Below are 12476 nucleotides of genomic sequence, written 5' to 3' on the forward strand. Positions count from 1 at the left end.
AAAATTGTACGGTGGAAATTTAATTACTTTTCACTAACGGGTGCAAGAGTTTAAGAACGAGCTGTCATTGAGGCAGCTTTTTTGTTATTGAACTATAGGAGCAGGTTAGTTGAATAAGACAAAGAGAGGATACAGTAAATTCTGTATCCTCTCATTCTCTGTTACACACGGGAGGGATGACATAGCTTAACACCATTCCGAAATCATTTCAATTTAAGAACTTCTTATCAATTTACATATAAAATAAATGCATTAAAATGATAAAAATAATATAGTTATTTTTTTTCGTCCATTATCATCTCTAAATACATATTCTCATCATTAATCATTTCGACAATGTTTTGGTAATCATTCATTTCTCCTAAAATGTTTTCCATTTTAGTGATTAAATCTTCATTTTTATTCTCACGTTCTGTCCATTTAATAATGGATTCCACCTGTTTATATGTTTCTATATAAGTGGTTAGAGTATATAAATCTATTTTACTAATTATTGTGTTACTTGTTGATACCATTACCTTTATAAGTTTTTTTACAATTAACTCAATATTTTCACTCTTACTTATATACTTTGAAAGCGTCCTTCCTAATGTTCCATATTCATTTATTATAAAAGAGTTTAATTTTTTATGCTTTGCTAGAAAAGGGAATAATTCAACAAAATCATTGCAAAGAATAATGTTTAATTCGTCATTATTTTCTATTTCACTATGGAGCGTAAGTATATTATATGTAGAAAGGAGATGTTGATCAGGATTTTCCTCTAATGATTGTTTTAATAAATTGGAAAAGTTATAGGAGCCTGTGATAATCATTAATCGCTTCTGTTTACTACCTAATTTTTCACTTTTCAATATATAACTAAAAATCGAGTTATAAACAAATTTACAAGATGTAAAAACCTCATAATCTCTATTTTTAATAGCAGCTTCAGCAATACTATTTATTCTGGAAAATATTGTACTCCCTATATATTCCCATTGAGCACCTTTTAAGTGATCATAATTGATTTTTTGAGTCGCCTTATTATGCATTTGAAACACTAGCAACTCTGTTTCAGCGGGTAAATCGTATTCTATATTTTGAATCATAAAATCTGATAAAAAATGAACATACCTTCTTCCTAATTCTGAAAAGTTTGTTTTAATATGCCTAATACACATATCGTGGATAATTTCTTCATATTCTATAAAATCATAATATGGAACTTTTTTAATTAAACTGTATTTTCTAATTTCGATATACATAATTAATAAACGATGTAAAATCCACATTTGTTTCTGGTCTTCTGAATCTTTCATCAGTGCTTTAAATAATTTTACGAAAGCATTCATATAATCTCTAATTTGATTTGCTTCAGTCACGTTTGTAGTATCTATTTTTGCTTTAATTAGCTCAGTACATTTATCTAGAATATTATTAATAATAAGTTTTTCATTATTAATAATAAAATTTCTTGATAGCATTGTCAGTATATAAAAAGCATTGTTACTCAATTTTTTAAAATCCTGTGACATTAAAAAAATATTAGCAGAATCCTCATTTAATTCACTTAGCATCACTTCTACTGGTTTATTTGATTTTGATTCATTGATTATCTTCTTAATAGTAGGATATATTTGTAACAGACTATATACATATAGGATAAGTCCATATCCTAGCATATTAATACCAACATTTGAAAGGCTTTCATCAAGTAGGAAGTTTGCACTTATCATAACTAGAATAGTGATAAAACATAACTGGAAGTACCTAATTAATTGCCCTGAATTAACAAAAATGGAATATGAAATACTACTAAAATTCTTTTCGAATAAGCTAAAAGCTAAAATATAAACTGCTATTACTATCCCTAGAATTGAACTTATTGAGCCAATTACTATTGAGATCATTTCTCTAAGCATTGAAAGACTGACTTTTACCTCTATAAAAGAGTATTCACTTAAAGGGAAAATTAATAGATATATTAAAATAAGGCATATTGAAATTAAGTATTTGTTAAGAGATGAACTTATCTTTGCTTGCAATTTATACACCACATCATTTTTATTATTTTTTACGTACTGTAAAAGTTTTCTAAAGATATCCTATAATTTATACTACCAAATAATACTATTGTTATCATAGCTTTTATTTTTTTCTAAAGAATATTATTTCCAATACAAACTTTAAGTTTTGGTCAGATTATATAGAAATTATCGGTAAAAAGCTCATAAATTGTTAAATAATAACTTCAACGATCGAGCTCAATTGTTAAATAAGCGTCAATTTTTTTCTTCAACTAATGGGTGCGATTGTTCAAAAAGAATATCGCTTTTTTCTTATTGAGCTAACGGAGCAGGTTACTTGAAGAAGGATTTATAATGCTGATTGAAGAATAGAATCCCAAAGATATTTATTTTGGGGATAAATTTATGAATAAAGAACAATTAGAGGTTATAAAGTTTGAAGTTTAGTCATTATAGCAATCAGTTTAAGTAAAATCTCTTGGAGAATGGAAAGTGTGGTTAATTTTTAAAATATTTAGTCCTGGTATCGGGCAATAATTAAGAAAATGTAATCATAAGGTATAGAATAAATTGCGGAATTAAGAAAAAGGTGTGAGTAAGATATGTCAGATGAATTTGAAAAGACTAACGAAGTTGCTGACCGGAAAAACGAAATTGTAAAAGCAATGACAATGACAGATGTTGAATTTTACCCTAGCATTATAGAAGAACAGATCTCTGTAGCTAAATACACAAAGCTTCCTCTATCGAGATTTAAAACCCTCGGGACTGCCTTTGAGCCTTTGACTGCGGCGTTTCGAAATGTCATAAATGGAGGTGGAGCTACAAGTGGATTATATCAAGTAACGATCCCAAAAGGTGGAAACCTAGCAGAATTTAAAAATGGTTCTGGATACTTAGGTAGCGTTTTGAAGGAAAACGGTGCAGTAGGTGGCGGACAGGCCGTGTTGAATCCTCTTGTCTGCAATCCAACAATGCTATTTATGGCTGCGACTCTAGCGACCATTGATAAAAAACTCGACAACATCCAAGAAATGCAGAAAGAAATCCTTGATTTTCTTCTTCAAAAAGAGAGGTCTGATCTTAAAGGTGATCTCAATTTTTTGACGGATGTTCTTAATAATTATAAATACCACTGGAACAACGATACATATAAAAATAGCAATTATAATATAGTCCTGCGTATCAAACAGGAGGCAGAAAGAAAAATTGATTTATACAGTGCCCTGATAACTACTGAAATAAAGAAGAAGTCGTCTTTTGTTTATTTGGATCAATGGGTAGAAAAGCTATTAGAAAAAATTCGGTCTGAGTTTAAAGACTACCTACTTGCTTTATATGTGTATTCCTTTTCTTCATTCCTTGAAGTAATTCTTTTACAAAACTTTGAGTCAGCATATCTTGATGGTATTTCTAAAAAAATAGAAGATTATTCACTTAAGTATAGTGAACTCTTCACTATCAGCTATGACCAAATTGAAGGTTATTCTCATTCCTCAATACAGTCCAAAGGGTTAAAGGGATTAACAAGCTTGAGCAGAGATCTAGGCGATAATTTAATAAAGGAACGAGACATTAGCAAAGTATTATTGGGCGGGCCCTTTATATTTATTAGCAAAAAAATAGAAAAGAAAGGTTCAGAGAGAACAGAGCGGACTATGGAACAATTTAAAGAAAAGCAGAACGATTACATCCGACCTTTTGTTGAAAAAATTAATACAGTTAACAAGATATATAATCAGCCAATCGAACTCATTTTTGATAAAGAGAACATTTACATTGGAACTACAGAAGTGCAATAACAATTGCTTTATGTTTGATATGGACAATGAAACTATTAAAGCTTTAATCTAGGTCAAAACGAAGAAGAGAGCCTTAGTATAAGCATTTTCTAAATCTGTTCTGTCAACTCACACTCGTTGAGTTAGTTGCGTTACTCAAATTAAGAAACGAGTAATTTGCATTAAGTAAGTGGGTTTGAAATTTTTTTGAATGGAAGGGACCTTTTTAAAAGCAATTCGCAATACCACAAATGAGGGCAGATGAAAGGATATGAGTAAAGAAAAGGGTGAAGAGTTTTGAGGATATTAAAAAGATTACTTAAAGAGGCTGATGGCTCACTAGAGATGATTTTTTCCAAGGCGTTTAGTGAGAAAAATAAGAAATTTGAAATAGAGGATGCAGTTATATTAGGATTTTTCGAGGATATGGTACGAAAAATAGACTCATTAATATCTCTTTTAGATGCAGAAAAATTAGTATCAATTGATTTAATTACTCGTAGTATATTTGAGAGTTATATTTATTTAAAGCTTCTCCTACTGAAGGATAGACGATTATACGCAAAATCTTATATAGCTTCACAAAAAATGAAGGAATTTTCAATGTTTAATAGTTTAATCGCTGAAAATAAAGATGGGGTAAAAATTAGAAAACTGTTAGGGAAGAGAATTGAAGAAATAAAAATAGATATTAAATTTGAAGCTGAAGAAAAATTAAATAAGATACAACTTCAGTTTTCAGATGTGTTTGAGAAAAGAGGGAAAAATCAAAATTGGTATAACTTAGATGGTAAAACAAAAAACTTTGAGCAATTATGCAGAAAACTGGACTTGGTTGCTGAATATGAACTTGTGTACAGAATTCTTTCCTCTGAAGTACACTCAATGGACGTAATGAAAAGGTGGCGTTTTGAGCCTAATCAAGTATATGTATTAGAAGGATTTACGAATAACGAAATGAATATTTCAACAGTTAAAAAATTTTTATTAGAGGCAATAAACGATTTATATACTTTTTATGGTTTAATGAAGGAACTAAAAGACTTCAATGTTTTATTGTCATTAAATTACAGACTTTCAAGAAGTAAATAGTTCTACCAGCCAGCAGAGTTAAGATAGGGACTGTTGGAGGTTTCTGTATTACACATCGAAGATAGTGAAAAGTTGTGCAACAAACGGGTGCTATACCTAAAAATCGTTGAGTTGCTTAGACGCTCTTGGCAGGTTAGCTTAATAGCATTTGGAGCATTAATCTAAAGGATTTGTGCTCTTTTTTGTTGAATTAGTATCCTAATCGCTGTAAAGGAGACATTCTAAATGGAAACAGATAATAATTTAAAAGACCATATAAAACAGTTAGAGGAGAATTTATTAAATCCAGAAATACGTTCATCAAGAACTCAGCTAAAAAAATTATTGGCTGATGATTTCTTTGAATTCAGAAGTTCAGGTAAGGTTTTGTATAAAGATGAAGATATTGCAGATGTCGGAATAGGAATAGTTAAAATGGAATTGAGTCATTTTGAGATTCGCCTTTTATCGGATGGTATTGTATTAGCTACATACCGAATTTTCAATGAAATTAGTAACCAACATTCCTTACGTAGTTCTATATGGAAGTTAAATGAAGGTGTATGGAAATTGGTTTTTCATCAAGGTACCAAAACTGAGCCTTCGGTTTAAATTTAATCTCTCCTTAGTGTGCTTAATGGAGCAGGATAATACAATAAGAAGAATATGTCTTATGTCTCATCAGATGAATATTATTCATTAAGAAAGGGATGAATACGATGACAAAATTATCTTATAGTGGTTTAAAATATGGGGAAAGTGATGTGGAAGTAAATTTATTGGTGGATATACAAAATGATTGGTTTGAGATAAAGCATACGAAGGAAGTGTCTCAAGTAATGAATAAATCAACAGGTGAATATATCATAGTAAAACGAAACACCCTGAAATTTGAGGTTGTTTCATAGTACGATGAGATTGTGAAGTATTGTACTTAAAGTAACAGGGTGCTTTAGTTCCATAAGGTATTAAACACCTTTATTATCTGTTTTAATTTCAGAAGTAAAGATGAACTTAATCTTTTTAAAGAATTTTAAAAGGAGATACTGCAATTTAAGTAGTGTCTTCTTTACGTTTTTATATGTGAATCTTAATGACTTTATTATTCCCATTCACTTTTTACGGATAGGGTCAGGGGTGATATAAGAAAGAACGACATCGCATCTTGAATGGCCTAAGTGGAGTGATACAAGCATTAGTCTTAAATGTTCGTGAGAGAATCCTTTTAGGTCCTTCCCATTCATTTTTCGATATACGTTAATTCTTTCTAATTCTTTTTTCATTCTTTCTACTAAAATTTGCTGATTTGATCCTTGATTTCTTACATATTTACCAATTTCTTTTTTTAGTTGCTGTTTGCTCTTAAAATGAGTCTTATCATACATATTTTGAGCATATTTTTTTCTATTCGAATGTGTTGTGAATCTTCTATTTTCGCGATTTACACCAGTTCTTTTAGCTGCGACGTTTGTATATCTTTGAACTGTCTTCACTGATTTTTCTAGGGACATATCATTCCCTTTAGAATCTACCATAGTGAACACAGGGGATCCTGGTTTCTTTTCGTGACAAGCATTAAGCAAAATCTTTTCAGCTGCTACTGTCATTGGAACTGTACGAGTGAAGTTGTTTTTATCATTACGAAAGGTAATGGTTTTTTTATTAAAATCAATATCTCTAACTTCTAATTTGAAAATGGATTTTATTCTTCCACCAATTTCTACTTGTAATTCGTTAATAGCAAGTGAAATTTTTCCTTTTTTGGTTTTGGTATTTATGTTTGAATGGACTGCATTGATTTCATCATTAGAAGGCTTTATAGCCGTTATTTCGTCTTTAGAACGATATACTCCACGAAGTTTTAGATAATCAAGCCTTTCTACTTTGTTCCCGACACGTATTGTTGTGCCTTTTCCTAAGACATTTGTTTCTCTAACCATCACTCGGAATGCTTCAAGTGCATTAACGCGTCTTTGAATCTGTCCTGCCGAAAGTTTATCTTCCTCATATCGATTGGATAAGACTTCAAAATATTTATCCCAAGTTGTTCCATTCATAAATTTCGGCAATAGCCTTTTAAAATCTGAACCTTCTAATCTGGCAATATCATTTAACATTGTTATCACAGAATCTTTATAATCAGCATAAGTAGTTTTTCGCCACTTAGCTTTTTTTACTGTAATACCAGCTTTTTCACCTTCGCGGAATGCAGCCTCAACATTTTGGATTGCGATCTCCAAATTACTCATTTGGCTTCGTTTGTTGCCGGTGTTTTGCTTTTTCTTTTTGCTCATTGAATCGCCCCCTTGCTTGTAAAAATGAGTGAGCCCAAAAATTGCGTCCGCCAAGAGTCTGTAATGTTCGCCCGAAGGATGAAAGCTTCGCTGTATCACCTTCGATTACGAACAAACAGACTCTAGGCGATTTGGTATGGATTAAACCAAAATTTAGGTGTGAAAAAGCTATGTATATTTTGAGCAGTTTCCCTCCAGGATATCGGTTTCGAAATCTCAACATTTTCAGCGATACATCGCCTTAATGTTTCACTTTCTCAAAACTCTATCCGGAGAGAAACTGCTCAAGGCACGTCTGTCCCTGCCATTCGTAATTTTATCGACGCTTTCGGCTAAACGCCGAAACCATTCTCAAAATTACTTCATTCCAGGACCATTCGTGACCTAATCCTAAACCCATTATGCTAGTGCTTTGACCAAGTGAACGTATCTTACAAATGTCCAGATACATTCTAATCAAATATAGATCGTAATCCATATCTCATTAGAACATACCGTTTCATCGGCATTCACTTAGTTACGGACGCAGTTTTACCCACGCACATCGATGCCTCCATTACATCGATGCTCTCTCAGGTTTCCTCTGAGTTCACACTTATCCGTAGATAAGGTTAGACCGCCAATCATTTCCCTAAAAAGGACCGAGATTGGTGCATATCCACTTCTGGACTTAACAACGGTAAAAGCGGGCTGTTAACCCAATTTAAATCCAAATGTAACAACTAACGCTTTCCTTTGACACTACACATAATAAATTACAGATCATACATATTCTGAATTTTTCTGCCAAACATTTTTTTAATTCCTCCTATTGATTTTTTTAGTTTGGTTTTTTGTTTGCACATCACACGCCTAATTAAAATTTTCTACTTTTTCTTTCGTGTCTCAATTATCGCTTCTGGATGTTTTGAGAACTTCGTTCTAACGCTTCTAAAGTAGTCTTGCTGATATTTTGTTTACACATCACTCCTCTAAAGTTAAATTTTTTTCGTTATTGCAGTTTGTTAGTTTTGATTAAAATCAAATCAACTCCAATCCTTTTTATCCTTGTTATATCTTTTAATAAGATTATCTCTTTCACTTACGAGATGATTCACTTTCAGTAGTGAACAAAAATGGTATGCTCAAATTATAATTAGGAATTTGGAGATTTATGAAAATAATAAAAAAGATTTATAGTGAATTTGAAATAGTAATCAACCTCCTTTTTTATGATGGATAATTAAAATAAAAGGTCAAAACTACTGCTAATCTCAGTGTCACTTAGAGTGCCAGTACGGGACTCTTATTTAACTAAAGATGCAGGTTTTTTAAGAAGGATTTTATTTTTACTAAGAAATACAAACAGAGAGGTGATAATATGAATGGAAAAAAGAAATGTTTAGGGTGTAATTTAGCTAATAAAATTTCACCCGTAAATGTAGTTTATGAGAATAGGGGTAAATTGCTAAAATGTTCCCTATACCAAAGAACAACAACGTTTAGTGAACCCTTCGTGACCTGATGAGGTCTTGGCCTTGCATCCCCGTCTGAATCCAAAGGTACAAAATCATAATCATTCGATACATTTACTTGATCGTCCATTAGTCTATCGTCGAAAACACATTCTCCTTTAAGGGTATTTTCTTTTTCCTAACATATAAATTAAAATTAAATAGCAGCGTATACTCAATATTTGGTTTTATGTTGGAAAATATTCGAAAAAGGAGCAAAAGCAATTAGGTTTTTCTACTAGGTTTCGGTCATTATTTTTAATTAGGTTTTAACTGAGGAGGAATAATAAATTGAAGCAGTATGTTATTATTTTTTTTATAATTATATTATTAATTCCGGCTTTCTTCATTACGTTAGATATTTTTAACATAACTTCTTTTATCCATTTGACTAAAGAATATGATTGGTTAGGATTTTACGGTGGATTTCTAGGAAGTACATTAGGTGGTGCAGTAACCTTTTTGGGTGTTTATTTAACCTTACAGCATCAAAAAAAGACAGAAGATGAGAAAAATAGACTGTCAGTGATACCGATACTTGAATATAAAATAAGTTATAATCAAGAAGATTTTGATAATTCAAATGGACAATTAGCAGGTGAATCCTGGGGCCATATTAATATCGGGGAAGCAACGTATGAAGATAAGGACAGTTTGGAATGGTATTTTAATTTAATTATAAATAATGTTGGGATGGGCCACGCACAAATTAGGAGTATTACATTTAGATTTGTAGATGCAGAAAATAACCACAAAGTAATTAAAGAAGTGAAAGAGGAATATTCTTATAAATTGGTAAAGAAGGATGATGAAAAAAGTTTTAAAGCCCAGATATATGCTCCGGGGAAAGATGTTAAGGAACTTATATATGGATTAAAAATTATAGTTCACTATCAAGACCTTTTAGGGAATAAATATGTACAATTATTACACGCAGGTATAGCAAAATCCTCTGATATTAATTTTGTTGACCTCCATTTTTATGAACATTTTCAAACTAGTGAACTAGTAGATTTTTAGCTTTTATACATTTTAATATTGAAAAACCTCCCAAGATAAAAAAGATTCTTTTCCTACCTAAACGCTCAAAGTTAACAGTTCCAAGCTTTGTCCCACTCCAGAGAACGCTGTTGATCGGTATGGAGTTGTGCATTTGAGCTTTATAGGTCACTTCTTTCAGGTATCAAATGGACAATAAAACAATTTCATTTGGATAGAGTTCTTTAATTGATTGTCCTAGTTTCAGTTTGCTACCAATTAAGGCGGCCTCGGCTTTTTTTATTAGAGCGATGGGACAGAGGCAAATTTGTGAAGTAAAGTACTTAACTAACGGGTGCGAATATGAAAGAAGAAAAGAGAAGAATTAGCAAAGACATATTTTGATTATATTTTGACAATTCATAAGGAATTAAGAGAATACGGTGAAAAATTAGATGATATATATTCAAAATATAAATAGGACTTTAAGAAGGCACTAATTAACGAGTGCCTTTTTTTATTTGTTCGCAATCTTTTTCGCATCGTTCTGAATGAACAGCAAGTCGTGCCGTACAAAAAACTTATCAGAAAGTAAGAATTTTGAAAAACCTCCTTGTTCAACTGACGGTGCAGGTTAGTGGAAGATAAAATTACTGGTAAAACTAAACTGAATTTCTATCCCTTGATAATCAACTTTTAAAACAGGATAGAGACTGTGAAGAGCTATGCTAAGGACTTTATGAATGGATACAGGATGTAGGTTTATAAAAAAACAGACTTAATTCTCTAAGCCTGTATAGTCCGCTCTATATTCACCATTTACCCAAACTTTTTTCAGAGCTTCTTGTGGATCTTCATTTACATCAAGATGATGATCAAACCAAAAGCCTTGAATTTCAAATGTAGGGAAGTCATTATCACGCTCACCTAATGTAGCAATATAACGCAAATGATAAACGGATTGTATGCTATAACTGTTTCCTTTAGAGATATAGTAGGACTGTAAAGCGAAAGGAATATTTCCTTCTGCTACTAGTGCCTTTCCTTTTTCACGGGTGAATTTGGAATTTAAATACTCTTTCACATCCATAGTTAATACTGATGTTGGAAGCTCAAAATTCGGGAATAAAATTTCCCTGTTGGAATCTGTAAATGGTTCAGGGAAATAAATAAACGCACGTTGCATAACGATATGGTCGCTGTTTGAGATAAATGTAATACGTTCGTCTTTCGAATCAACTTTGCTTATCCAGACAGCTTTGTTTTCATTCTCATTTTGTTCAAATGCTAGATTAAACTGTTCAGCCGTTAATTTGTATGTGTTATGAGTAAGCCAAACACCTAATAAAGCAATAAGTGCCGCAGCTATGGCTATCACATTTTGGGGTGTAAAATAGCTATTTTTCTCCTTAGTTTGTGGAGGTTTTCCTTGTTGTTGTCTTGATCTTTTTTTACTCAACACCAACAATCCTTTACTAATTTATTTTTACTTTAACATCATAGCAAAATCAAAACTCAATTTTATAAAAATTGTGTTTTTTTTTCTTGTTTGTTGAAATAACAAGAGAGGAACGCCTTAAATAAAATGACTTTTAATGAGGTGAGCTTAAAGATTGTGGAGATATGTACTTAAACTAACCCGTACAATAGTGGAAGAACCAGGATTGCTGCGGCAATCCTATTTTGTTATTGAGCTAAGGGAGCAGTAGAGTTGAAAGAAGGATTGATATGATTATGATATATTAAGTGGAGGTTTTGTAAATGAATTCTTATAAGAGTGACAGTCTAATTATTCGCTCAATGGCTAAAAGCGATATAGAAAAATTTGTTGAAGAATTTGCAGCACAGAAGTGGCATTAACCAATCGAGTTGTTTTAGGATTACTATATTCGACAAGAAAGTAAGGAGCAGTTAGTTATAGTTGCAGAAGTAAACAATCAAGTTGCAGGTTACGTAACACTTTTACCAAGTGCTTCAAGAGGACCATTCGCATCTGAAAACATCCCTGAAATTGTTGTTTTAAACGTACTTATTAAATTTCAGAAGAATGGTATTGGGAACAAGATGATGGATGTGATAGAAGGAATTGCAAAAGAATATAGTGACTATGTATCGCTAGCAGTAGGTTTACATTATGGTTATGGTTCTGCTCAAAAAATGTATGTTAAGCGAGGATATATCCCTGACGGTTCAGGGGTATGGTATAAGGGACTACAGTTGGAGCAATATGCTCAATGTGAAAATGATGATGAATTAACTTTTTATTTCCTAAAAAAAAATTAAACAAAGCTTATTCAACAAACGGGTCTTTAGTTGAATAAGGATTCGGTTCTTAAACAAAGAAAACTCGCCATCACAATGTGGCGAGTTTTTGCATTTTTATATGCATATATTGATGGTCAAAACTACTTTCATTTTGGCACAAATTTTAAGAAAAGCACTCAAAAAGGAACCCTTTAGATTAGCTCTGTTTTCATATTCTTTAACTCAACTAGCAATTTCGAAACATAATCAACTTCTGATCGGAAGTCCTCTTTTTCTTCTGTCAAGGAAGTTCTTCTTTGCAGCTGCATAATATTCGGAAAAACTTCATTTGTATTTAAATCATATCCTATGTATCCCTTTAATATTTTTTGCTCATTTAATGATGTAGTAGGAAATTCCGTTGGCCTCACTTCTTTAAATTTTTGCAGGGCTTTTAAAACCTCTTCTTCTATAATTTTTATAATAGCTATTTCTTCTTCAGAAAAACTGCTTTTATCTAAATTGTATTCTTTGAAATTTTCTTCTGATAGGGAATTAATTTCTTTTATTATATCCAAACCTTTATAAGCCTTGTTGATTAAATTA

General features: G+C 31.7%; 10 protein-coding genes. 6 read left to right on the plus strand and 4 right to left on the minus strand.

Translation table 11 applies throughout. The features are described 5' to 3' along the window. Positions 1–275: 275 nt before the first annotated feature. The gene (locus QUF86_RS08590; protein WP_289334046.1) at positions 276–2027 is read right to left on the minus strand and encodes a hypothetical protein; all 1752 of its coding nucleotides are present in this window, start codon (positions 2025–2027) and stop codon (positions 276–278) included. A gap of 584 nt (positions 2028–2611) precedes the next feature. On the opposite strand from QUF86_RS08590, the gene QUF86_RS08595 reads away from it, so the two are divergent. The 4 genes from QUF86_RS08595 (at position 2612) to QUF86_RS08610 (ending at position 5769) form a co-directional block, all read left to right on the plus strand. After that, positions 2612–3811, plus strand: coding sequence for a hypothetical protein (locus QUF86_RS08595; RefSeq protein ID WP_289334047.1), 1200 nt, complete (start codon positions 2612–2614; stop codon positions 3809–3811). 276 nt (positions 3812–4087) lie between these two features. Continuing rightward, the gene (locus QUF86_RS08600) at positions 4088–4882 is read left to right on the plus strand and encodes a DUF5677 domain-containing protein (RefSeq protein ID WP_289334048.1); all 795 of its coding nucleotides are present in this window, start codon (positions 4088–4090) and stop codon (positions 4880–4882) included. A gap of 225 nt (positions 4883–5107) precedes the next feature. Beyond that, positions 5108–5473 (plus strand): nuclear transport factor 2 family protein, encoded by a 366-nt coding sequence (locus tag QUF86_RS08605; RefSeq protein ID WP_289334049.1) that lies wholly within the window; start codon positions 5108–5110, stop codon positions 5471–5473. A gap of 107 nt (positions 5474–5580) precedes the next feature. Beyond that, complete coding sequence (locus QUF86_RS08610) at positions 5581–5769, plus strand: hypothetical protein (protein WP_289334050.1); 189 nt, start codon at positions 5581–5583, stop codon at positions 5767–5769. Positions 5770–5973: 204 nt separating this feature from the next. Here QUF86_RS08610 and QUF86_RS08615 read toward each other — a convergent pair whose 3' ends face one another. Continuing rightward, positions 5974–7155: a tyrosine-type recombinase/integrase gene (locus QUF86_RS08615; protein ID WP_289334051.1), complete on the minus strand. Its 1182-nt coding sequence runs from the start codon at positions 7153–7155 to the stop codon at positions 5974–5976. A 1784-nt stretch (positions 7156–8939) separates the two neighbouring features. Between QUF86_RS08615 and QUF86_RS08620 the strand changes: the two genes are divergently transcribed. After that, positions 8940–9668 carry a hypothetical protein gene (locus tag QUF86_RS08620; RefSeq protein ID WP_289334052.1) on the plus strand — a complete coding sequence of 243 codons (729 nt, stop codon included), beginning with the start codon at positions 8940–8942 and terminating at the stop codon, positions 9666–9668. Between the two features lie 736 nt (positions 9669–10404). On the opposite strand, the gene QUF86_RS08625 is transcribed toward QUF86_RS08620, so the two are convergent. Next, positions 10405–11085, minus strand: a complete 681-nt coding sequence (locus QUF86_RS08625; protein WP_289334053.1) for a hypothetical protein — start codon at positions 11083–11085, stop codon at positions 10405–10407. Positions 11086–11513: 428 nt separating this feature from the next. Here QUF86_RS08625 and QUF86_RS08630 point away from each other — a divergent pair, with 428 nt between their 5' ends. Further along, complete coding sequence (locus QUF86_RS08630) at positions 11514–11909, plus strand: GNAT family N-acetyltransferase (protein WP_289336200.1); 396 nt, start codon at positions 11514–11516, stop codon at positions 11907–11909. Positions 11910–12082: 173 nt separating this feature from the next. Here the strand turns inward: QUF86_RS08630 and QUF86_RS08635 are convergent, their stop codons facing one another. Next, a complete protein-coding gene (locus QUF86_RS08635) occupies positions 12083–12448 on the minus strand; it encodes a hypothetical protein (RefSeq protein ID WP_289334054.1) in 366 nt (121 codons plus the stop codon). Positions 12449–12476: the final 28 nt, after the last annotated feature.

This window comes from Peribacillus sp. NJ11, from assembly GCF_030348405.1.
Taxonomy (GTDB): domain Bacteria; phylum Bacillota; class Bacilli; order Bacillales; family DSM-1321; genus Peribacillus.

What these genes read in the sequence shown, in the direction of transcription:
- QUF86_RS08605 (WP_289334049.1), top strand. Translation starts at nt 5,108, where the DNA reads ATGGAAACAGATAATAATTTAAAAGACCATATAAAACAGTTAGAGGAG.
- QUF86_RS08595 (WP_289334047.1), top strand. Translation starts at nt 2,612, where the DNA reads ATGTCAGATGAATTTGAAAAGACTAACGAAGTTGCTGACCGGAAAAAC.
- QUF86_RS08610 (WP_289334050.1), top strand. Translation starts at nt 5,581, where the DNA reads ATGACAAAATTATCTTATAGTGGTTTAAAATATGGGGAAAGTGATGTG.
- QUF86_RS08615 (WP_289334051.1), bottom strand. Translation starts at nt 7,155, where the DNA reads ATGAGCAAAAAGAAAAAGCAAAACACCGGCAACAAACGAAGCCAAATG.